Origin of the sequence: Herbidospora sakaeratensis (genome assembly GCF_001570525.1) — a bacterium.
Lineage (GTDB): Bacteria > Actinomycetota > Actinomycetes > Streptosporangiales > Streptosporangiaceae > Herbidospora > Herbidospora sakaeratensis.
In genome coordinates, this window is record NZ_BBXC01000007.1 from 1,068,658 (window position 1) to 1,090,868 (window position 22,211).

A 22,211-nucleotide genomic window follows, 5' to 3' on the forward strand; every position below is an offset into this window, starting at 1 on the left:
CAAATGTGAACAATAGTTCATCAGGCGAACAAGTCCACTCCGAACAGGGAGAACATGGCGGAGATCCGTAGCCTGCGGGACGCGGTGGCCGGGCTCGTGCACTCCGGCGACACCGTGGCGATGGAGGGGTTCACCCACCTCATACCCTTCGCCGCCGCGCACGAGATGATCCGGCAGCGGGTGACCGATCTCACCCTCGTCCGGATGACCCCCGACGTCATCTACGACCAGCTCATCGGCATGGGCGCGGCCCGCAAGCTGGTCTTCTCGTGGGGCGGCAACCCCGGCGTGGGCTCGCTGCACCGCTTCCGCGACGCCGTCGAGAACGGCTGGCCGCGCCCCCTCGAACTCGACGAGCACAGCCACGCCGGCATGGCCAACCGCTACGTCGCCGGGGCCTCGCGGTTGCCCTTCGCGGTGCTGCGCGGCTACCGGGGCAGCGACCTGCCGTCGCGGTCGGCGACGATCTCGACCGTGGTGTGCCCCTTCACCGGCGAGGAACTGGCGGCGGTCGCCGCGATCAACCCCGACGTGACCGTCATCCACGCCCAGCGCGCCGACCGCGACGGCAACGTGCAGTTGTGGGGTCTGGTCGGCGTCCAGAAGGAGGCCGCGCTGGCCGCCTCCCGGGTGCTCGTGACCGTCGAGGAGATCGTGGACGACCTGACGCCCGCCCCCGGCGCGGTGGTGCTGCCGTCGTGGACGGTCGACGCGGTGGCCCTGGCCCCCAACGGGGCCCACCCCTCCTACGCGGCCGGCTACACCGTCCGCGACAACGGCTTCTACCAGTCGTGGGACGCCGTCTCCCGCGACCGCGACGCCTTCCTGCGCTGGATGGACGAGAACGTCCTGGAGGAGGCCCGATGACCTGGACCTCCGACGAGCTGATGACCGTCAACGCCGCCCGCGCCCTGGCCGGGGCCCGGACCTGCTTCGTCGGCATCGGCCTGCCCAGCGCCGCCGCCAACCTGGCCCGCCGCACCATCGAACCCGGGCTTGTGCTCATCTACGAGTCGGGCACCCTCGGCTCCAAGCCGTCGCGGCTGCCGCTGTCGATCGGCGACGGCGAGCTCGCCGACACGGCCGACGCGGTCGTGTCGGTGCCGGAGATCTTCAACTACTGGCTGCAGGCCGGGCGCATCGACGTCGGCTTCCTCGGCGCGGCCCAGGTCGACCGGTACGCCAACGTCAACACCACCGTCATCGACCGGGGACCGGGCCGTCCCGAAGGCCGGCTGCCGGGCGCGGGCGGCGCGCCGGAGATCGCGGCCAGCTGCGGGAAGGTGCTGCTCGTGCTGCGCCACTCGCCCCGGAACCTGGTCGGCGAGCTCGACTTCGTCACCACCGTCGGGCACGGCGACGGGCCCGGGTCGCGGGCCCGGCTCGGCCTGCCCGGGGCCGGCCCGGTCGCCGTGATCACCGATCTGGGGATCATGCGCCCCGACCCGGAGACCGCCGAGCTCACCCTCACCGACGTGCACCCCGGCACCACCGCCGGCCAGGCCGTCGCCGCCACCGGCTGGCCGCTGGCCGTCGCCGGCGACCTGCGTGTCACCGAACCCCCCACGGAGGCGGAGCTGACCGCGTTGCGCCGCCTCGCCCAAGGAGCACCCGATGCCTGAACCGCTGTCCCAGGAGACCATCTCCCGGGAGATCGCCGAGCTGGCTGCCAGATCAGACGGCGGCGACCACCCCTCGCGCGACTACCCGCCCTACCGCTCCAGCGGCCTCCGGCACCCGCACCGCCCGCTCGTCGCCCCGCCCGAGGCGTACGCGGAACTGCGCGGCCCCGTCTTCGGCGTGAGCGACGTGACCCCGCTCGACGCCGACCTCACCCGGCAGCACGCCGGGGAGCCGCTCGGGGAGCGCATCACCGTGACCGGCCGGGTGACCGACCGCGACGGCCGCCCGGTGCGCGGGCAGCTCGTGGAGGTGTGGCAGGCCAACGCCTCCGGCCGCTACCCGCACCTGCGCGACCAGCACCCCGCGCCGCTCGACCCCAACTTCAGCGGCACCGGCCGCTGCCTCACCGACGCCGACGGCCGCTACGCCTTCACCACGATCAAGCCCGGCGCCTACCCGTGGAAGAACCACGTCAACGCCTGGCGGCCGGCCCACATCCACTTCTCGGTCTTCGGCACGGCCTTCGCCCAGCGCCTGGTCACCCAGATGTACTTCCCGGGCGACCCGCTGTTCCCGTACGACCCGATCCTCCAGTCGGTGACCGACGACAAGGCCCGCGAGCGGCTCGTCGCGGCCTACGACCACGAGCTCTCCCGGCCCGAGTGGAGCCTGGGGTACAGATGGGACATCGTCCTCGACGGCCCGTCGGCGACCTGGATGGAGGAAGGCCGATGAGACCCACCCCTTCGCAGACCGTGGGCCCGTTCTACGGCTACGCCCTGCCCTTCCGCGGCGGCGGCGACCTGGTCCCGCCGGGCCGCCCGGGGGCGGTCGCCGTCCACGGGCACGTCTACGACGGCGCGGGCGACCCCGTCCCCGACGCGCTGCTGGAGTTCTGGCAGGCCGACGAGGCCGGGAACCTCGACGGGAAGCCGGGCTCGACGCGCCGCGACGAGGTCGACGGCTCCTTCGCCGGACGCGACGGGGTGACCTTCACCGGCTTCGCCCGCGTGGCCACCGACCTCGACGGACACTGGACCCTCCACACGGTCCGCCCCGGCGGGCCGCCCTACATCGCGGTCTGCGTGTTCGCCCGCGGCCTGCTGCACCACCTGTACACCCGCGTCTACCTGGAGGACGCCGGCGACGCGCTGCTGACGTCCCTCCCCGCCGACCGGCGCGCGACCCTGGTCGCCGCCCCCGAGCGGGACGGGGTGTACCGGTTCGACATCCGCCTCCAGGGCGAGGGCGAGACGGTCTTCCTCGACCTGGGCTGAACCCGGAGGCTCACGTGATCACCGGTGACGGCCTTCTCGGCCCGGCCTGGTCCGGCGCCCCGATCGACGGGGCGACCGCCGACCCGGCCGTCCTCCGCGCCCTGATCGACGCGGAGGCGGCCCTGGCCCGCGCCCAGAACCGCCCCGACCTCGCTGACGCCATCACGTCGCTCGCCGACGAGGCCTCCGGGCCCGGGGCAGCGAGCGCTGCGGCCGGCCGCGATGGGGACCCGGACGTTCCGGCCGGGGCCTGGCGCGATGGGCTCCACCTGGCCGGACATAGCGGTGGGAATCCCGTGATTCCGCTGGTCAAGGCGTTGCCCGAGGGGGCGCACGACGGCGCGACCAGCCAGGACATCCTGGACACCGCGCTCATGCTGGTCGCGGCGCGGGCGCGGCGGCTGATCCTGCCCGACCTCGCCTCGGCCGCCGGGGCCCTCGGCGAGCTGGCCCGGGAGTACCGGGACACCCCGATGCCCGGCCGCACCCTCACCCAGCACGCCGTGCCGACCACGTTCGGCCTGAAGGCGGCCGGGTGGCGGTCGCTGGTGCTCGACGCCTACGAGCGGCTCGGCGCGGTCACCCTGCCCGCACAGCTCGGCGGCGCCGGGGGCACCCTGGCCACGCTGTCGGTCCCGCTCATGGAGCGGTTCGCCCGGGAGGCCGGGCTGGCGGCGCCGCTGCTGCCCTGGCACGTGCTGCGCACCCCGGTCGCCGACCTCGCCGGGGCGCTGGCGTTCTGCTGCGGGGCGCTCGGCAAGATCGCGGCCGACGTCCTGGTGCTCTCGCGCACCGAGATCGGCGAGGTCTCCGAGGGCTCGGGCGGCGGCTCGTCGGCCATGCCGCACAAGAGCAACCCCGTCCACGCCACCCTGGTCGCCGCCTGCGCCCGCCAGGCCCCCGCCCTGGCCGCCACCCTCTACGGCGCGATGGCCGCCGAGGACGAACGCCCCGCCGGGGCCTGGCACGCCGAGTGGGAACCGCTCCGCGCCCTGCTGCGCCTGGCCGGGGGAGCGGCCTTCCACACGGCCGCGCTGACGGGCGGCCTCCGGGTGCACCCGGCCCGGATGCGGGAGAACCTGTCGCTCACGGGCGGCCTGATCGTGGCCGAACGCGTCATGGGTGAGCTGTCACGGCAGATCGGCAAGAAGGCCGCGCGAGACCTCCTCGAAACCGCCTCCCGCGACGCGGCCCGCCTCCGCATGCCGCTTCGCCAGGCTCTCGAACTCGCCTGCGCGAATGCCGAAATATCCGTCGAAATAGTCGGGGCACCCGTGATCCATCCCGACCCCGAGAACGAAAGAGAAGAGCGCCCGGGGACGATTCGCCTCCAGTCCGGGCTTTTCGAGCCGACCGGCTATTCCGGTGCGGCGGGGGAACTCGTCGATCGAGCTCTCGACCGTCACCTCAAGGAGATCGCCGATGTTGAACTTCCGCGTTGACGGGCCCGCGCACGCGCCCGTGCTGATCCTCGGGCCGTCCCTGGGCACCTCGCTCCGGGTCTGGGACGCCCCGGCCGACGTCCTGGCGCGGCACTTCAGGGTCGTCCGGTACGACCTGCCCGGCCACGGCGCCTCCCCGGTCGTCCAGGGGGCGGCCTCGATGGAGGCGCTGGCCACGCTGGTGACCGGGGTCGCCGACGCCGCGGGGGCGGACGCCTTCCACTACGCCGGGATCTCCCTCGGCGGCGCGATCGGCGCGTGGCTGGCGCTGCGGCACCCCGACCGGGTGTTGTCCCTGACGATGGTCTGCTCGGCGGCCAAGTTCGGCACCGAGGAGAGCTGGCACGAGCGGTCGGCGCTGGTCCGGAACCAGGGCACCCGGGCGATCGCCGACCTCGCGTGGGGGCGCTGGTTCACCCCGGACGCCGACAAGGCCGCCGCCCAGGCCATGATCGACGACCTGCTGGCCGCCGACGACGAGGGCTACGCCCAGTGTTGCGAGGCGCTGTCGGGCTACGACATCCGGGCCGAGCTCCCGGCGATCACCGCCCCGGCCCTCGTCGTCGCCGGCCGCGACGACCCCGCCGTCCCCCCGGCGGTGGCGCGGGAGCTGGCCGACGGCATCCCGGGCGCGGCCCTCCACGAGCTGCCCGGGGCCGCCCACCTGGCCCCGGTCGAGCGGCCCGGCGCGGTCGTGGCGGCGATGCGCGCCCACCTGCCGCAGGCCGACGGGATGACGGTGCGCCGCGCCGTGCTGGGCGACGACCACGTCGACCGGGCCGTCGCGAACACCACCGGCTTCACCGCCGACTTCCAGGACCTCATCACCCGCTACGCCTGGGGCGAGATCTGGACCCGCCCGGGTCTCGACCGGAAGACCCGCAGCTGCGTCACCCTCACCGCACTGGTCGCGGGCGGCCACCTCGACGAGCTCGCCATGCACGTCAAGGCGGCGGTCCGCAACGGTCTCACGCCCGATGAGATCAAGGAAGTCCTCCTCCAGACCGCGATCTACTGCGGCGTCCCGGCCGCCAACGCCGCCTTCGCCGTCGCCCAACGCACGCTAGGGAGCCTGGAATGACCCACACCACGGTCGCGATCATCGGCGGTGGCCCGGCCGGCCTGCTGCTGGCCCGGATGCTGCACAACGCCGGGATCGACTCCGTCGTGCTGGAGAGCCGCGACCGCGCCTACGTGGAGCAGCGCCAGCGCGCCGGCATGCTCGAACAGGGCACCGTCGACGCGCTGCGCGAGTGCGGCGCGAGCGCCCGCATGGACCGCGAGGGGCTCCCGCACAACGGCATCGAGCTGCGGTTCGACCGGCGGGCCCACCGCCTCGACTTCCCGGCCCTGACCGGCGGCAGCACCGTCATGATCTACGCCCAGACCGAGATCGTGAAGGACCTGGTCGCCCTCCAGCTCGACGAGGGCGGCCCTCTCCTGTTCGAGGCCCAGGCGACCGCCATCGGCGACGGCTACGTCACGTACCGCCACGAAGGCCAGGAGAAGACGCTGACCTGCGACTTCATCGTGGGGGCCGACGGCTTCCACGGCATCGCGCGGGCCGCCGTGCCGGCGGGCAAGGTCTACGAGGCCGACTACCCCTACTCGTGGCTCGGCGTGCTGGCCGACGTCGCCCCCTCGACCGACGAGCTCATCTACGCCCACTCGCCGCGCGGCTTCGCCCTGCACAGCATGCGCTCCCCGACGGTCAGCCGCCTCTACCTCCAGGTGCCCAACGACACCGACCCCGACGAGTGGGGCGACGAGCAGATCTGGGACGAGCTCGACCTGCGGTTCGCGATCGACGGCGACTGGAAGCTGGCCCGGGGGCCGATCACCGCCAAGGCCGTCACCCCGATGCGCAGCTTCGTCACCGAGCCGATGCGCCACGGCCGCCTGTTCCTGGCCGGGGACGCCGCCCACATCGTGCCGCCGACGGGGGCCAAGGGCCTCAACCTGGCCGTCGCCGACGTGGTGGTGCTGGCGCGGGCGCTGGAGCACTGGCGGCGTACCGGAAAGGAGGACCTGCTCGGCGACTACGGCGACATCTGCCTGCGGCGGGTCTGGCGGGCCGAGCACTTCTCCTGGTTCATGACCACGATGCTGCACCTGGCCCCCGGCCAGTCCGACTACGACACCCGGCTCCAGCTGGCCCAGCTCCACCGCATCGCGACCTCCGAGGCCGCGGCGGCGGAGCTGGCGCTCAACTACACCGGGACGGTCTGAGAAATACGCCCGATATACGGCCTCTGACTACGGTAGGAACGCGCAGAGCAGCCGGTCGTCGCCCTCCTGCCACAACGTGCCGATCTCGGCGAAGCCCGCCTTGGTCAGGGCGGTCACGTGGGTCTCCAGGTGGAGCGACTCCGAGCCGTGGTGCGCGGCCATCTCGCGGCGCTTCTCGCGGTCGGCGTGGAGGGTGGTGAGCACGGGGTCCCGCTCCACCGCCGCCCACCAGTCGGCCCAGTTCTCCGGGCGTCCCCCGGGGAACCGCCGGTCGGTGGCACGGCCGGCCAGGGCGCGCTCGAGGACGGCCAGGCGGGTGCCCGCGGGGGAGGCCATCTGGTCGCCGTTGAGGAACAGCCCGCCTGGCCGCAGCACCGTGGCCAGCTCCCGGTAGAGGTCGGTCAGGGGCCCTTCCGGGAGCCAGTGGAGCGCGGTCGTGCTGACCGCGGCGTCAGCGAGGCGGGGCAGCCCCGCGGCCGCGCTCCACCCCGGGGCGCGCAGGTCGGCGTCCACGAACCGGAGCCCGTCGTAGGCGGCCTGCCCGAGGGCGGTCAGCAGCGGGTCGGTGTCGAAGCCGATCACGGTCGCCTGTGGCAGCCGCTCTTTCAGCCGGACGCCGAGCGACCCGGGCCCGCAGCCGAGGTCCAGGACCAGCGGGTCGGGCCGCCCGGCCGACTCCACCACGGCGTCGATCAGGACCGCGAAGCGCTCCTCGCGGGCGGGGTGGTAGCCCTCCTGCTGGACGTCCCAGCGGTCGAGCCACTGCCGGGCGTGGTCACGGGTGAGTGTCACGGTCATCTCCCTTGTAACTGTCGTCTAGGCTTATGTCAGTTACCGTAATCACGAAGGATGTAACTGGTCAAGTGAACTTCAACAGTCACACCGACGCCGTTGTGGCCATGTTCGTGACCCTGGTGAACGTGCTGACCCCGGGGGAGCGGCGCGGGCGGCCCTACGTCGTGCCGACGGGGCCCGAGCTGGCCGCCGAAGTGGCCGCCGCGCTGCGCGAGCGTGGCGAGGTCGCCGAGGCCGACGTGGCCGAGCTGGCGGGCTACGCCGCCGATCTGCGCGCGGCCTTCTCCGGCGACCACGACCACGCCTGCAGGGTGGTCAACCGGGTGCTCGACGCCACCGACGCCCGCCCCCACCTCAGCGGCCACGACGGCGAGCCCTGGCATCTCCACTTCCACGGCACCAGCGGCACCTGGGCCGCCAACTGGGTCGCGTCGGGGGCCACCGCGCTCGCGATCGTGCTGGGCGGGGAGTTCCACGACCGCCTGGGGGTCTGCACGGCCGACCGCTGCGACCGCGTCTTCGTGGACGTCTCCCGCAACGGCACCCGCCGCTTCTGCTCCACGGCGTGCCAAAATCGTACGAAAACCGCTGCTTTTCGGGCCAGAGGGTGACTTTTCGTCATTCCGACGGGGTAACGACGACAGGAACGTTCCGTAAAGGGCGATACCGTCATTGGCATGCGACTAGGTGTCCTCGACGTGGGTTCCAACACGGTGCATCTCCTCGTGATGGACGCACACCGTGGGGCCCGCCCCCAGCCGGCGTTCTCCCACAAGGTCGACATGAGACTCGCCGAACACATCGACGACCACCACCTCTCGGAGCAGGGGGCCGGCAAGCTCCGCGACTTCGTCGAGGAGGCGCTGCGCTTCGCCGAGGACAAGGGGTGTGAGGACCTCGTGGCCTTCGCCACCTCCGCCGTCCGCGAGGCCCGCAACGGCGAAGAGGTGCTGGCCGAGATCAAGGGCCAGACCCAGGTCGACATCCAGGTCCTCTCGGGCGCGGAGGAGGCCCGGCTGACGTTCCTGGCCGTCCGGCGCTGGTACGGCTGGTCCTCCGGCCGCCTGCTGGTCCTCGACATCGGCGGCGGCTCCCTGGAGATCGCCTCCGGCATCGACGAGGCCCCCGACGCGGCCGTCTCGCTGCCCCTGGGGGCCGGGCGGCTGACCCGCGACTGGTTCACCGAGGATCCCCCCACCCCCGAGGAGATCCGCGCCCTGCGCCGCCACATCCGGACCGAGATCGGCCGCCGGGTCGGCGACGTCACCCGCTACGGTCCCCCCGACCACGCGGTGGCCACCTCGAAGACCTTCAAGCAGCTGGCCAGGATGGCCGGGGCCGCGCCGTCGAGCGAGGGCCCCTACATCCGCCGCAACCTCAGCCACGAGGCGGTCTCGACGTGGGCGGCGCGGATGGGCGAGATGTCCGCCGACCGCCGGGCCGCCCTGCCGGGGGTGTCGGCGGGCCGGGCCGGGCAGCTGCTGGCCGGCGCACTCGTGGCGGATGCGACGATGGACCTGTTCCAGGTGCCGGCGCTGGAGATCTGCCCCTGGGCGCTGCGCGAGGGTGTGATCTTCCGGCGGCTGGACGTCCTGGGGGGTTCTGACCTCGCCCCTGAGTAAGGAATGAGAATGGTCATACCGGGCAAAACGGCCGCATGATCGAGCTACTGGGTGTCGCCGCCATGCTCGCATCGATCCTGGCGATGGCGATCACGGCGCTTTTCATCATTTCCGTCCTGATGCTGCTGGGTCTGGCGCTGATGGCACTGAGTACGAAGTTGCCGTTCCGCCGCCGCCATCGGGAAATATCCGGACACCACTTGGAGTCGCCGGAAAACAGTAGGTTCTGGGGGAGCCGACCTGACAGGAGCACCGGTGAACGACACCAAGATCGACACGACCGTCCCCCATTCGGCCCGGATGTGGAACTACTGGCTGGGCGGCAAAGACCACTACGAGGTTGACCGCGTGGCGGGCGACCAGTTCGCCACGGCGTTCCCCGACATCGTGGCCATCGCCCGGTTGTCGCGTTACCTGCTGGCGCGCATCGTCCGCCACGTCAGCGCCGAGGGCGTCGACCAGTTCCTCGACATCGGCACCGGCCTGCCGACCGTCGACAACACCCACGACCTGGCCCAGCGCATCAACCCCAAGGCCCGGGTCGTGTACGTCGACAACGACCCCCTCGTGCTCTCCCACGCCCGCGCCCTGCTGGTGGGCACGCGCGAGGGCGTGACCGACTACATGGACGCCGACCTGCGCGACCCCGCCCGCATCCTGGCCGGGGCGGCCAAGTCGCTCGACTTCGACCGCCCCGTGGCCCTGATGCTGATGGGCATCCTCGGCTACGTGGGCCCCGACGAGGGCCCCTACGACATCGTCCGCACCCTGCTGGAGCCGCTGCCCTCCGGCAGCTACCTGGCCCTGTGGGACGGCTCCAACGTGGTGACGGGCGCGGCCCTCGACAAGGCCCAGGACGACCTCAACGAGGGAGCGGGAGCGCCGTACACACTGCGGAACCACGAGGAGTTCAGCCGCTTCTTCGACGGCCTCGACCTGGTCGAGCCGGGCATCGTGCCGATCACCCAGTGGCGTCCCGACCCCGACCCCTTCGGCCCACCGTCGCCGGTCGACGCGCTGGTGGGCGTGGCCCGCAAGCCTTAGGACCTGTCCGTCGGACCCTGACGCTCGAGACCGGACGACGGTCGTCTCGACGGCGGTCATGCCCAACTCGGCGGTGCGGACTGGGCGTCGGCCGCCGGCGGCAGGCGCAGTCGCCGGCCCTGCTGCCGGCACGCGTGGGCCATCCGGTCAGCACCGGCACGCTCGACATCATCCAGAAGTACGTCGGGGCCGCGGTCCCCGCGCGCGGCCGATGCCTACCCACACCTTCGCGGCGACGCGTACGTGTTCGGCGCCGGTTACGACTCGCTCGACCACTACGTCAGGGCCCTCGGCCTCTGGCAGGCCACGCGGGGGACGGACTGCCCTTCGGCGTCGATGGCACCGTTCCACGAACCCCGTGCATGCCGGCCTCATCGCCGCACTCGGCGCCGCGGGACGGCAGCGGGAGATGCTGTCGGCGTTCCACTCGTCGGCCTGGGCTTGCTGACAGACCATGGCGGCCTCGACGGCCGGTGACGCGCGACGGGTGATGTGGGCGGCCGAGCAGTGGATCGCAGCCGGCGCCGACCGATCCGGCGGCGCACGAGCATGGCATCCAGCTGGCCTGGCGCTGGGCTTGCGCGCTCACCGGCGACGACCCGCAGACGAGGCGGCAGAGGCCGGACGACGCCTGGACGCGACCCTCCTCGACCGGCCGCGATGGGGCATCGCCTACCACCACGGACCGATCGCCGAGATGTGGCCGGCCGCCGACCTCCCGGACCGGGCCGAGGCCGCGCTCGACCGCGCCGAACGGGCCCTGGAGGCCCACCGCCGGCGCTACGCCGAAGGACTGCTCCTGCCGCTGCGGGCGCGCCTGCTCCACACTCCTGGCGAACCCGCCGACGTCGCCCGAGCCGCTGCCGAGAAGGACCGCGACCGCTCCGGTGAACGTAGGTCCCACCTCTGAGCCCGCCGCGCCGAGAGAATCCGATCGCACCGCTCGACACCGGAACGCCGCCTGCGGGCCGGCGAGGTGTCGCCTGTCGATCGCGATGAAGCCGTCCTCCGCACCTGGGCCGACCGCGTCATGGCCGACACGGTTCCGGAGCGCAGGCCATTCCCGTGCCCCCGGGGGCGGAGGTGATTCTCGCCCGAAAGGCGCGAAGCGGAATTCTGCCCCTGGCTGGTTATTCGCAGAACCAGAAATCCGATTAGACGCCGGCCGCGATTGGCCGGCCCCGAATTACGCTCTCGAATTCGATGGCGGATCGGCATAATGGCGTACAGGGGAGGTGCGCATGTCTGGTGCTCCACGTCTCATCGTCATCAGCAGGCCGATCGTCGGCGTCACTTTCGACATTCCCGACGGGCATACGGAGATCGGCAGCCTCCCGGGTTCGGCGATCAGACTGGACATGGACGGAGTGAGCCGACGGCACGCGTCTCTTGATCGTGCCGGCGATCAGGTGGTTCTGAACGATCTCGGATCCCGCAACGGAACCAGGGTCAACGGCCAGAAGATCGGCAGGGCCTACGCGCTGCGGCCCGGAGACCGATTACAAATCGGTCTGGTGGAGTTGCAGTTTCTGCATGCGACCGCCCCTGCCTCGCCCGGCTCTTACGGATTCGGTGACGTACACGGTCCGGTCAACGCGGGCCGTGGCACGCAGTATGTCGGCGGACACCATCAGATCGCCGGGCGGGACATTTACGGCGACGACTACGCCATTCACGTAGACGGCGAATCCGACCCGATGGATGAGGTATTCGGAGGCCGCGGATTCGGTCGTGTCCTGGCGGCCCTGGGATGGATCGTCGCCCTCACCGGGTTCGGCATCTGGATGGCCCTGATCCTTGGGACCATGACGGGGGTCTTCCCGTCCGGCCCACGCGAGAATCCGTTCGCGCGGGAGGTGCTGGGCATACCGATGCCGATCGCCGGGTTCGGCCTGGCGGCGGCCGGAGGGATACTCGCCGGGATCGGCTCGTCCATGTCCAAGGCCGCCCGCAAGCGTTACGAGCGGAGAAATCGCCGCCGGCGTCCACACTAGAGGGAGAGATCGAAATGGCGGAGGAGACGTACCGCTTCGGGAATGTCACCGGGCCGGTGAACGCGGGCAGCGGAACGCAGAACGTGGGCGGGATCCACCAGCGGGCCGGACGGGACATCTACTCCGGAACGGGTCATCAGGTGGTGAACCAGGAACTGCACGCCGATCTCGACCGTCTCCGGCAGGCTCTCGGGGAACTGAAGCTGACCTCGGCCGAACGCCGGAGCGCGAACCGGGAACTGACCGCGGTGGAGGAGGCGATCCGGCGCGAGGAGCCGGACAGGCAGGAGGCCGGTCGCCATCTCGAGGTATTCGTGTCGGGGCTCGAGCGGGCCGGAGCGCTCGCCGGGGCCGGTACGGCACTGATCGACGCGGCGGCCAGGATCGCCGCCTGGCTGGGGCCCTTCGGTTACGCCGTGCTCGCCCTGCTCGGCCTCTGAGCCGCCGACGCGGTGAGGCGCGGCCTCTGCGCGGCTCCGGCATCGCGTCCGGGGAAGTGCGGACCGGCAGGCGCGCTGGATCGATGGCCGCAAGGAAAGCAGGTCAGAGGTCGTCCATGCAGCGCCGCAGGATCTCGCTCGTCGCGGTGGCCGGCTCCGCCTCGGTGCCGGCCTCGTTGAGCAGGTGCAGGTAGGGCTGCACCTCGTGGTCCTTGGTCAGGTACTGCGCGTCGCCGAGCCGCTCCAGGTAGATCACGTCGGGCAGGGCGCCCTGCGCCAGCCGCAGCAGCGTCACCGGCCCGATGCCGCGCGAGACGTAGCCCGAGTCGAGCGGGACGACCTGGAGGGTCACGTTCGGCAGCCGGCTCATCTCGTCGAGGTGGCGCAGCTGCTCGCGCATCACGGCCGGGCCGCCGATCGTGCGCCGCAGGGCCGCCTCGTCGACGACCGCCCACAGCTTCACCGGGGCGGCGCCGACCAGGATGCGCTGGCGCCGCATGCGCAGTTCGACGCGCTTGGCGACCTGGTCCTCGTCGTAGACGCGGTGGGCGTGGGAGACGACCGCGCGGGCGTAGCCGGGGGTCTGGAGGAGGCCGGGGACGAACTGGATCTCGTACGTGCGGATCAGCGCCGCGTCCTGCTCCAGGCCCAGGCACGCCTCGAACCAGTCGGGCACGACCTCGCGCAGCGGATGCCACCAGCTGGGCTCGTTGGCCCGCCCGGCCAGAATCATGATCGCCGACCGTTCTCTGTCGTCGGTGACGCCATAGAGGGTGAGCAGGTCGGCCACGTCGCGGGGCTTGAAGGTGGCCTGGCCCGTCTCCAGGCGGCTGATCTTCGACGCGGAGGCGCGGATGGCGAAGCCGGCGTCCTCCCGGGTGATCTGCCGCGTCTCGCGCAGCTCCCGCAACTGCCCGCCGACGAGCATGCGCAGGGCGGTCGGGCCGGAGGTGCGGACATCCTCGCCGGCTCCGTGAACAGGCGGCATCGCTCTTGATCCCCCAGACGCTGGCCAGCACGAACGGACCCGGCGATCGTGCCATGCCGGGCGGCACTCAGTATGACATTTCATGTCTTTTTCCGGTCGTGTCGGTAAATCGCCGACGAGATACCCGATGAATAACGGGGAATGGCCGGAAGAATGTGCCGGTTTCCGGCGGCCCGTCCGGTCGATGAGGGGAGCCCGGCGGACCGTCAAGAGGAGGGAGATCTCCCGGAGCGCGTCAGTCGCGTTCTTCGGTGAGGGCTTCCAGCATCTCGGTGAGATGGGCGACCTGCGTCTCCAGCCCCCTGACCCGCGCTTCGAGCTCCGCGACTGTCACCTGCTGGTACGCGCTGGCGATCTGCCTGCTCATGGTGCCTCCGGCGGGCGGAATATCGACTCGCACGCCGGGCGGCGCGCACATTCATCACTCACTTCCCTGTATATCCCGCTTCGCACCTAGGGAAGGCAAAGTCTCCCGCCGCAGTAACCTGCGGGGATGAACGTCTGGCAGGTCCCCACCAAAGTCGTCGCCGCGAAGGCCGCCGGAACCCTGATCTGCTTGCTCCTGGTCGTCTACGGCCTGCTCGCCGACGACCTGCGCGCCCTCATCCTCTCCGGCGTCGCCACCCTCGTGCTGGCCGCGTTCACGGCCCGCGACGTCGTCGCGCGCGTGCGCCTGAGCGCCGACCAGGGCGGCATCACGGTGGTCGAGGGCTTCGCCGGCCGCCGCCGCATCGCCTGGGACGAGATCGAGCGCATCAAGGTCGACGAACGCGCCCGCTACGGCCTGCGGTCGACCATCCTCGAGATCGACACCGGCGACGACGTCCACCTGTTCAGCCAGTACGACCTGGGCGAACCGGTCGTGCCGGTGGCCGAGGCCCTGATGCGTCTGCGCCCGTGACCGAAACCTCCCCATGTGTGATCATGGCCGCATGCGGATCGCCGAGATCGCCGGAACGGAACTGTTCGCCGAGGGGCCGCGCCAGATCGTCCGGGTGACCCTCGAAGAGGGCGCCCCGGCCGAGGTGGTGATCACCGGCGACGCGACGGGGTCCGCGACGGGCACGGGCGTGGTCGAGGTGCCCGTCGAAACCGGCAGAGCGCCGGGCGAGACCGCAGCGATCACGGTGACCGTGGGCGGCGACGAGCGGAGCGCCGAGTTCGTGGTGGCCGAGCCGGGCTGGACCGTCTGGATGGTCTCCCACTTCCACTACGACCCCGTCTGGTGGAACACCCAGGCCGCCTACACCACCACCTGGGACACCGCCGGCGAGGCCGCCCAGGCCAGCCGGTCGGCCTTCCAGCACGCGGGCTTCGAACTCGTCCACCTCCACCTGGAGACCGCGCGCCGGGAGCCCGGCTACAAGTTCGTGCTGGCCGAGGTCGACTACCTCAAGCCCTTCTGGGACGCCTGCCCCGAGCAGCGCGCCTACCTGCGGCGGCTCATCGAGGAGGGCCGCGTGGAGATCATGGGCGGCACCTACAACGAGCCCAACACCAACCTGACGAGCGCCGAGTCGACGATCCGCAACCTCATCCACGGCGCCGGCTTCCAGCGCGACGTGCTGGGCGGCGACCCCCGCACCGCCTGGCAGCTCGACGCCTTCGGGCACGACCCCCAGTTCCCCGGCCTGGCCGCCGCGGCGGGGCTGACGTCGAGTTCCTGGGCCCGGGGGCCGTTCCACCAGTGGGGGCCGATGCTGGGGGGCGGCGATCCGCGCCGGATGCAGTTCCCGGCCGAGTTCGACTGGGTCGCCCCGTCGGGCGACGGGGTGCTGACCCACTACATGCCCGGCCACTACAGCGCCGGGTGGTGGATGGACTCCTCGACGACCGTCGACGAGGCGGCCGAACAGGTGCACACCTGGTTCCTGGCGCTGAAGCAGGTCGCCGCCACCCGCAACGTGCTGCTGCCGGTCGGCACCGACTACACGCCGCCCAACAAGTGGATCATGGACATCCAGCGCGAGTGGAACGCCCGCTACGCCTGGCCCCGGTTCGTCTGCGGGCTGCCCAAGGAGTTCTTCGCCGCCGTCCGGGCCGAGCGCGCGGAGTTCCTGCCGCAGACGCGCGACATGAACCCGGTCTACACCGGCAAGGACGTCTCCTACGTCGACACCAAGCAGGTGCAGCGCCGGGCCGAGGTCGTCGTCGCCGACGCCGAGAAGTTCGCCACCCTCGCCTCGGTCACGAAGCGGGCCGACTACCCGTTCGCGCTGATGGACAAGGCGTGGCGGCAGCTCGTCTACGGGGCCCACCACGACGCGATCACCGGGTCGGAGTCCGACCAGGTCTACCTCGACCTGCTGACGGGGTGGCGGGAGGCGTACGAGATCGGCTCTAAGACCCTCGACGGCGCGTTGGCGGTGCTCGGCGCGGGGCTGAGCGGGGTGGTGGTCTGGAACCCGTCGTCGTGGCCGCGCACCGACGTCGTCCGGGTACGCCTGACGCTGCCGCCCGGCTGGCGCGGGATCGCCGAGCCGGTGGTGGTCGAGAACGCGGTCGTCGACGACGAGGGCTTCCTCGCCGAGGCCGACGTCGTGTTCCTGGCGGAGGACGTGCCGCCGCTCGGCTACCGGACCTTCTCCTTCACGCCCGGCGTGAACGCCGGGTGGTTGCCCGCCGGGGGCGTCTCGATCGCCAACGAGACCCACGCCGTCACCGCCGACCCGTCTCGGGGCGGCGGCGTGTCGAGCTGGGTCACCGGCGGGCGCGAGCTGATCCAGCCCGGCCAGGTGGGCAACGAGCTGGTCGTCCACGACGAATACCCGGCCCATCCGAAATTCCATGAAGGGCCCTGGCACCTGGTGCCCAAGGGGACCCGGACGGGCTCGTCGCAGAGCGCCGCCGAGGTGGTGGCCGAGCGGTCGGCCGCCGGGGAGCGGCTCGTCGTGCGCGGGGCCTTCGGGCCGGTGCGGTACGTCCAGGAGATCACCCTCTGGCACGGCCTGACGCGCGTCGACCTGGTCACCCAGCTCGACTTCGACGGGGCCGACCAGCTGGTCCGGCTCCGCTGGCCGGTGGCGGTCGATCACGCCCTGCCGGTCAGCGAGGTCGGGAACGCCGTGGTCGGACGGGGCTTCGCGCTCATCGACGCCGACACCGCCGACCATCCGTGGACCCTCGACAACCCCGCCCACAACTGGTTCGCCCTGTCGGCCACCTGCCGGATCGGCGGGCGGCCCGTCGGCGTGGCCGAGATCGTCGCCGGGCCCGACGTGCCGGTGCCGGCCCTGCGGGCGCTGGCGGTCGCGCTGGTCAAGCAGGGGGTGACGGCCACGGTCTCGCGCGCCGACGGCCCCCGCTACGGCGACCTCGCGGTCGACTCCAACCTGCCCGACGTCCGGATCGCCGTCGGCGAGACGCCCTGGCCGAAAGGCTGGCACCCGGCCGCCAGGCCGCTCACCGAGGTCTGGGTGCCGAGCGCCGACCTGACGGCGGCCGACGCGCTCCCGGTCCTGTCGATCGCCGCCGCCGACGTCGACGCGCTCATCGACGACCTGGCCGACGCCGTCGTCGAGGTCGGCGGGGAGAGCTACGAGCCCTACACCGTCGGGATGATCAACCGGGGCGTGCCCGGCTTCGCCGTCGAGCCCAACGGGGCCCTCAACCTGTCGCTGCTCCGGTCGTGCACGGGCTGGCCGTCGGGCATCTGGATCGACCCGCCGCGCCGGACCGTGCCCGACGGCAGCGGCTTCCAGCTCCAGCACTGGACCCACCGCTTCGAGTCCGCCCTCGTGGCGGGCCCCGGCGACTGGCGCGCGACCGGGCTGGTCCGGGAGGGCCACGACGTCAACCACCCGCTGATCGCCCGCGACCAGGGCGTGCGGGGCGAAGCCGCCGCCGAGTCGCTGCTGGAGGTGCCCCCGAACCTGGTGCTGACCACCCTGAAGCCCGCGGGCAACCCGATCGCGACGGGCCGGCTGCCGGGCCCGGTCTCCGGCCTGACGATGCGGCTGTACGAGCCGCATGGGCGTACCGAACAGATCGACCTGCCCGGATGGCGGCGCACCGACCTGCTGGAGACCCGCGAGCTGCCCGGCGGGCCGGTGACCGGCATGGACGTCGTCACCTACACGCGCGACGCCGAGGGCGGCGGGGCGGCCCCGGGGGCCGAGCCGTGCCAGCCGGTGTTCACCCGCTACTGGCTGCACAACACCGGCCCCGCGCCGGTCGGCGACCTGCCGGTCGCCGTGCACCTCACCGCCGAGACGGTGACCGTGGCGTCGTCGCTGACCAAACAGACGATCCACGGCGTGGTCACCCTCGACGGCGCGCAGACCCGCGCGTTCACCCTGACGCCGGGCGCGTTCACGGCCTGGCCCAACGAGGGCTGGACGACGGCCCGCCTGGAGTTCGACGGCCAGACCTTCGAGGACCGCCTCGGCCCGGCCACCCTGGAGGCGACGACGGAGCGCCTCCACGTCGCGGTGCGCGCGGGCGAGCGGTCGGCGATCGTGGTCCGGGTGACCTGCGACGCGCCGGTCCAGGCCCAGCTGATCAGCCCGTGGCACACCTACGACCTGCTGCCCGAGTGGCACACCGGCCTGGGCCCCGGCAACCACGAGCTGCGTTTCCCGGTCGTCGGCGGCCACACTCCGGGCACCTGGTGGGCCCTGGTCAAACTCGCGAGCGCCGGGCGGGTCCACTACACCGAGCCGGTCACCGTCGAGGTGCTCCCGTGATCGCCGCGACCGTCGGCGACGAGGTCGTCTCGGTCGCCGAGGTCGACGAACGGCTCTCGCTCCTGTACGACGGCCCGCTCGCCCCCCGGCTCCCGCACCCCGCCTCGCCCGAGGGCCGCAACCTGCGCCGCTGGCTGGTCCAGCTGATGACGATGGAACGGGTGGTCGCCCAGGAGTGCGACCTCGGCGGGGAGGCCGTCCCGGTGACGCTGCCGGTCGCGCTGCGGACCGGGGGAGTGGTCGCCGCCGTGCTGGCCACCCCCGCCGGGCAGGCCCTGTTCGCCCGCGTCGAGGCGGCGGTCCCGCCCGGCGAGGTGCGCGGCTACTACGACCGCAACCGCGACCGCCACCCCGGCCGGTTCGCGGAGGAGTCGCCCCGGATCGAGGCGCAGCTCGTCCAGGCGAGAAGGGAAACCCTGTTCGCCCGGTGGCTGGAGGGACGGCACCGTGAGAAGGTCACCCTGATGCCCGGTTTCGAGCATCCCGGCGACCCGCGCCAGCCGGATGCGACACACCGTCACTGACTCGTGCATTTCATGACTCGCCGCGCCCCCGGATGGGCAATGATCCCTGCATGGGACGGCAACTCAGCGCGCTCGACGCACAGTTCTTGAACTTCGAAACGGCCACGAACGTGGCGCACATCGCCAGCCTGGCGGTTTTGGAGGACGCGTCGGTCACGCGGGCCGGGATCATCGGCCTGCTCCGCTCCCGCCTCCACCTGGCGCCCCCGCTGAAGCGCCGGTTGGTCCGCGTCCCCTTCGGCCTCGACCACCCGTACTGGGACGAGTCGAAGGACGTCGACTTCGACTACCACGTGCGCGAACTGGCCCTCCCGGCCCCCGGCGACGACCACCAGCTGGCCGAGCAGGTGGCCCGCCTGCACGCCCGCCGGCTCGACCGCCACCGGCCGCTGTGGGAGATGTACCTGATCCACAACCTGGAGGGCGGCCGGTCGGCCGTCTACACCAAGGTCCACCACGCCGCCATCGACGGCATCGCCGGCGCCGAGGTGCTGGCCACCCTCATGGACGTCACCCCCGAGCCCCGCGAGGTGCCGCCCTCCGAGGAGCTCGCCGTCGTGGCCCCCGAACCGGCGATCATGCTGAGCCGGGGCGTCGAACGTTTCCTCGACAGCCCCCAGGCGCTGCTGCGGTTCGTGGCCGGGGCGATCCCGAGGCTCGACGAGATCCCGGTGGTGTCGCAGATCCCCGGCACCGGCATGGTGTCGCGCTTCATCCGGGGCGCGGGCTGGCCCGGCGACACCGGCTCGGTGCTGCCCGACCTGCCCAGGCTGACCGTGCCCGCGACCCCGTTCTCCGGCCCGGTCTCGCCCCACCGCCGCTTCGCCTTCGGCCGCCTGCCGCTCCCCGAGGTGAAGAAGGTCAAGAACGAGCACGGCGTGACCGTCAACGACGTCGTCATGGCCGTGGCCGCCACCGCGCTGCGCCGCTGGCTCTCCCAGCGCGACGAGCTCCCGGTGGAGCCGCTGGTCGTCGGCATCCCGTTCTCCTCCAACGTCCGCCCCGAACTCGGCAACCAGGTGCTGCTGGCCACCACGACGCTGCCGACCAACGTCTCCGACCCCGAGACCCGGCTGCGCATGATCAGCGCCAACATGGCGACGGTCAAGGAGCGCTTCTCGGTCGCCCCGGCCCGCTGGCTGCTCGACTTCAGCCAGGCCATGCCCGCCGCGCTCAGCGGCCTGGCCGACCGCGCGGCCTTCCGGCTGGCGTCGGGCACGGTGTCGGCGATGAACCTGATGGTGTCGAACGTGCCGGGCCCGCAGCTGCCGCTGTACATCCTCGGGTCGCGGATCGTCGCCCACTACCCGCTGTCGGTGATCACCGACGTGAGCGGCGGCATGAACATCACGGTGTTCTCCTACGACGGCTTCCTCGACGTGGGGATCGTGGTCGACCGCGAGATGGTCCCGGACGTCTGGGACTTCATCGACTACATGAAGGACGCCCTCGCCGAGCTCTAGATGATGAGTCCAAGGCGTAGCCGCGGAGATAGGGCGAGGGTGCCCACGCTCGCACTGTACGTGAAGGTTGATGACCTGCTGAAGGCATCTCCAGGCCCGGCACCCTGGCGGCCGGAGAAGGGAAGCCGGCCTCGCCGACCTCTCGGTTCGCGGGAGGTGCGCGCGTGAGGTGGAAGCCGGAGTTCATCCGGGGCGACCAGGCGCGCGGCCCCGGCGACGAGCCTCGCCCTGAGCGGGTCATGCCCCTGTCACCTGCACGAACGGCAACGGGGCCGGGTTGGTCGTCCGACCACAGAGGCAAGCCGGAGAACCGGCGCGTCCGCGGTCCATGTAACGGTGCCGGCCGGGTCACCCAGGCACCGGCGGGATCGCGGTGAACGGGCCGGCGCCCGACCCGGGCACGCGGGGGACGATCGGCGACGCCGAGTGGAAGAAGCTCCAGGACCGCGCCACCCGTTCGATCCCGAGGTGGTGCGCGAGCGCCTGGCCGCCCGGGAGCAGCGCAGCAAGAGGCGCTGGAGCTGACGCGGGCCGCACACGAACGGCCCCGCCTCCCGGGGGCGGCGGGGCCGTTGCGGCACGCTCGCGGGTCGCCGCCGACGTGCCGGACTCTGCCTACGTGAGCGCTTACCGAGGGGCGAGTGACCCCGGCCCCATGTCCTCGTAGGTGATGGAGCTCGTGTTCACGTAGGCCGACGGGTCGGTCTTGGACGATCGGCCGCCACCGTCGTAGTACTTGTTCGGACCGTAGCGCCACGCGCAGCCGCTCTGGACGCAGAACTGGGCCTTCAGCCGGAACATGCCCGTGGTGAGTCCGTTGTCGCAGTCGATCCAGGCCGTACGGAGGTCAGACGACCAGCCCTTGTTGCACGTGGGCGCGGCATGCGCAGGACCCGGAGTGACCAGCGTGACGCCACCTACGAGCACGAGGGTCGCGGCGGCACGGGCGAATCTTCCTAACTTCATGCAGTGTCCGTTTCTGGGAGCTTGAGGCATAAAAGATTACGTTTGGTAATGTTGATTGTTATATGTGGCTAGAAGGGGATCAAGGGTGGCTGATTTGCCCAGTTGTGCCACATTGACCCGATGTCGGACATTCGCCTCGCGTGGCGATCAGGGTCGGCGCTCCCCGCCGCCGGCCGTCGACCACACCCGGATCGATCGATCCCGCCGCCGAGCTCGACCTGATGGCACCGGGTGCGGGCCACGTCGTCATCGGCTGAACGCGGAAAACGCCCGCCTCCACGAAGGGGGAGCGTCTTTTCGCTTCCGGGCGAGGCCCTCACCGCATGCCGAAGGTTCCGTAGTCGCGCGATTGCGAGGCGGTCCGGAAAGAGGAGTTCCGCTATCCGAGAGTCCCCGCACGAGCGGTCAGTTCCAGTTTGTGGCGTCGAATCCGAGGTCAGCGTTGCTGGTACCGGGCGGGACCTCGATATCTGGGCCTTCACAAGTTGCTCGGCCGTACAGTCCGGCGTACATGATCCAGGTCTGGTCGTCGTTGTTGACGACCGACCGCGCGGTACCGCCGCCGGGGATACGACCGCAGTTGCCCCACCAGGGCTTGTAGTGGGAGGTCATCTCCCCCTGGAAGTTGGCTGGGGGGTAGAAGCTGAGGGTGAGCCGTCCGGCCGGACGGTTCTCCGGTGGGGCCGTGTCCTCCAGGAATGCGAAGCTGCCGGGTGCCATCGGCCCTCGTCGATCGGCTGATCAGCGCGATTGCCGGTCATCGAGCGGGACGGGCTCGTCGGGGGCGTAACGCCAATCCGGCTCGGCGCCGCTCACGATGAAGTTCATGAGCTGACGCCACTGGGCCCTCTCCTCCGGAGGGGTGGTCGGAAACGGCAGCCGGTAACGGGCGAGCAGGTCGAACCGGTGGAGCTCGAAGGCGCTCCTGAGATGCTCTTCATATTCCGTGGCCGCCGAGATGGCCGAAACATACAGCAGATAGCGAGCGGCATCCCGCCGAAGAAACAGACGAGCCCCGCCGACATCGACGATCCGGTGGTGTACGCGACCAAGGCGCCGCCGAACCCGAAAGCGACGAACCACAGCGACAGGACGAGCGAGAACTCCAGCGTGGCACGC

The 22,211-nt window shown here is 71.6% G+C and carries 23 protein-coding genes; 17 read left to right on the forward strand and 6 right to left on the reverse strand.

Going from position 1 to position 22,211, the window contains the following annotated elements; genetic code table 11:
- The first annotated feature begins 54 nt into the window (after positions 1–54).
- From AW271_RS04395 to AW271_RS04425, 7 genes are read left to right on the forward strand one after another with little or no spacing between them, the layout of a single operon-like run.
- Positions 55–867 (forward strand): CoA transferase subunit A, encoded by an 813-nt coding sequence (locus AW271_RS04395; protein ID WP_062332056.1) that lies wholly within the window; start codon positions 55–57, stop codon positions 865–867.
- Complete coding sequence (locus AW271_RS04400) at positions 864–1,622, forward strand: CoA-transferase subunit beta (RefSeq protein WP_062332059.1); 759 nt, start codon at positions 864–866, stop codon at positions 1,620–1,622. Before AW271_RS04395 ends, AW271_RS04400 begins: the two co-directional genes overlap by 4 nt.
- Complete coding sequence (gene pcaH, locus AW271_RS04405; RefSeq protein ID WP_062332061.1) at positions 1,615–2,358, forward strand: protocatechuate 3,4-dioxygenase subunit beta; 744 nt, start codon at positions 1,615–1,617, stop codon at positions 2,356–2,358. Before AW271_RS04400 ends, pcaH begins: the two co-directional genes overlap by 8 nt.
- Positions 2,355–2,900, forward strand: coding sequence for a protocatechuate 3,4-dioxygenase subunit alpha (pcaG, locus tag AW271_RS04410; RefSeq protein ID WP_218007933.1), 546 nt, complete (start codon positions 2,355–2,357; stop codon positions 2,898–2,900). The genes pcaH and pcaG overlap by 4 nt, the downstream gene beginning before the upstream one ends.
- Before the next feature lie 14 nt (positions 2,901–2,914).
- Positions 2,915–4,342, forward strand: a complete 1,428-nt coding sequence (locus AW271_RS04415; RefSeq protein WP_157553893.1) for a lyase family protein — start codon at positions 2,915–2,917, stop codon at positions 4,340–4,342.
- Positions 4,323–5,423 carry a bifunctional 3-oxoadipate enol-lactonase/4-carboxymuconolactone decarboxylase PcaDC gene (pcaDC, locus tag AW271_RS04420; RefSeq protein WP_062332067.1) on the forward strand — a complete coding sequence of 367 codons (1,101 nt, stop codon included), beginning with the start codon at positions 4,323–4,325 and terminating at the stop codon, positions 5,421–5,423. Before AW271_RS04415 ends, pcaDC begins: the two co-directional genes overlap by 20 nt.
- On the forward strand, positions 5,420–6,571 hold the full coding sequence (locus AW271_RS04425) for a 4-hydroxybenzoate 3-monooxygenase (protein ID WP_062332070.1): 1,152 nt from the start codon (positions 5,420–5,422) through the stop codon (positions 6,569–6,571). Before pcaDC ends, AW271_RS04425 begins: the two co-directional genes overlap by 4 nt.
- A 27-nt stretch (positions 6,572–6,598) precedes the next feature.
- On the opposite strand, the gene AW271_RS04430 is transcribed toward AW271_RS04425, so the two are convergent.
- Positions 6,599–7,363 (reverse strand): class I SAM-dependent methyltransferase, encoded by a 765-nt coding sequence (locus tag AW271_RS04430; RefSeq protein WP_245652916.1) that lies wholly within the window; start codon positions 7,361–7,363, stop codon positions 6,599–6,601.
- 71 nt (positions 7,364–7,434) lie between these two features.
- On the opposite strand from AW271_RS04430, the gene AW271_RS04435 reads away from it, so the two are divergent.
- The 6 genes from AW271_RS04435 to AW271_RS04460 all read left to right on the forward strand — a co-directional run bounded on the left by AW271_RS04435 (position 7,435) and on the right by AW271_RS04460 (position 12,466).
- Positions 7,435–7,977, forward strand: coding sequence for a CGNR zinc finger domain-containing protein (locus AW271_RS04435; RefSeq protein WP_062332076.1), 543 nt, complete (start codon positions 7,435–7,437; stop codon positions 7,975–7,977).
- Between the two features lie 66 nt (positions 7,978–8,043).
- A complete protein-coding gene (locus tag AW271_RS04440) occupies positions 8,044–8,988 on the forward strand; it encodes a Ppx/GppA family phosphatase (RefSeq protein WP_062332079.1) in 945 nt (314 codons plus the stop codon).
- A gap of 255 nt (positions 8,989–9,243) precedes the next feature.
- Complete coding sequence (locus AW271_RS04445; protein WP_275935747.1) at positions 9,244–10,032, forward strand: SAM-dependent methyltransferase; 789 nt, start codon at positions 9,244–9,246, stop codon at positions 10,030–10,032.
- A gap of 577 nt (positions 10,033–10,609) precedes the next feature.
- A complete protein-coding gene (locus AW271_RS39435; protein ID WP_169806279.1) occupies positions 10,610–10,942 on the forward strand; it encodes a hypothetical protein in 333 nt (110 codons plus the stop codon).
- Positions 10,943–11,273: 331 nt separating this feature from the next.
- Positions 11,274–12,026, forward strand: a complete 753-nt coding sequence (locus AW271_RS04455; RefSeq protein WP_062332088.1) for an FHA domain-containing protein — start codon at positions 11,274–11,276, stop codon at positions 12,024–12,026.
- A gap of 14 nt (positions 12,027–12,040) precedes the next feature.
- Positions 12,041–12,466 carry a hypothetical protein gene (locus tag AW271_RS04460; protein WP_062332091.1) on the forward strand — a complete coding sequence of 142 codons (426 nt, stop codon included), beginning with the start codon at positions 12,041–12,043 and terminating at the stop codon, positions 12,464–12,466.
- Positions 12,467–12,569: 103 nt separating this feature from the next.
- Here AW271_RS04460 and AW271_RS04465 read toward each other — a convergent pair whose 3' ends face one another.
- Both AW271_RS04465 and AW271_RS42785 read right to left on the reverse strand, forming a co-directional pair.
- Entirely contained in the window at positions 12,570–13,454 is an 885-nt protein-coding gene (locus tag AW271_RS04465; RefSeq protein WP_062332094.1) for a helix-turn-helix domain-containing protein, read from the reverse strand.
- Positions 13,455–13,689: 235 nt separating this feature from the next.
- Entirely contained in the window at positions 13,690–13,821 is a 132-nt protein-coding gene (locus AW271_RS42785) for a hypothetical protein (protein WP_275477740.1), read from the reverse strand.
- A 126-nt stretch (positions 13,822–13,947) separates the two neighbouring features.
- Between AW271_RS42785 and AW271_RS04470 the strand changes: the two genes are divergently transcribed.
- The 4 genes from AW271_RS04470 to AW271_RS04485 are packed head-to-tail and all read left to right on the forward strand — an operon-like array spanning position 13,948 to position 20,126.
- Entirely contained in the window at positions 13,948–14,355 is a 408-nt protein-coding gene (locus tag AW271_RS04470; RefSeq protein WP_062332097.1) for a PH domain-containing protein, read from the forward strand.
- Between the two features lie 31 nt (positions 14,356–14,386).
- A complete protein-coding gene (locus AW271_RS04475; protein WP_062332100.1) occupies positions 14,387–18,139 on the forward strand; it encodes a glycoside hydrolase family 38 N-terminal domain-containing protein in 3,753 nt (1,250 codons plus the stop codon).
- The gene (locus AW271_RS04480; RefSeq protein WP_062332103.1) at positions 18,136–18,663 is read left to right on the forward strand and encodes a DUF7158 domain-containing protein; all 528 of its coding nucleotides are present in this window, start codon (positions 18,136–18,138) and stop codon (positions 18,661–18,663) included. Before AW271_RS04475 ends, AW271_RS04480 begins: the two co-directional genes overlap by 4 nt.
- Before the next feature lie 50 nt (positions 18,664–18,713).
- The gene (locus AW271_RS04485; RefSeq protein ID WP_062332106.1) at positions 18,714–20,126 is read left to right on the forward strand and encodes a WS/DGAT/MGAT family O-acyltransferase; all 1,413 of its coding nucleotides are present in this window, start codon (positions 18,714–18,716) and stop codon (positions 20,124–20,126) included.
- Positions 20,127–20,753: 627 nt separating this feature from the next.
- Here AW271_RS04485 and AW271_RS39440 read toward each other — a convergent pair.
- The 3 genes from AW271_RS39440 to AW271_RS04490 form a co-directional block, all read right to left on the reverse strand.
- Positions 20,754–21,092, reverse strand: coding sequence for a hypothetical protein (locus tag AW271_RS39440; protein ID WP_157553895.1), 339 nt, complete (start codon positions 21,090–21,092; stop codon positions 20,754–20,756).
- A gap of 405 nt (positions 21,093–21,497) precedes the next feature.
- Positions 21,498–21,812 (reverse strand): hypothetical protein, encoded by a 315-nt coding sequence (locus AW271_RS39445; RefSeq protein WP_157553896.1) that lies wholly within the window; start codon positions 21,810–21,812, stop codon positions 21,498–21,500.
- 21 nt (positions 21,813–21,833) lie between these two features.
- On the reverse strand, positions 21,834–22,175 hold the full coding sequence (locus AW271_RS04490; protein ID WP_062332109.1) for a hypothetical protein: 342 nt from the start codon (positions 22,173–22,175) through the stop codon (positions 21,834–21,836).
- Positions 22,176–22,211: the final 36 nt, after the last annotated feature.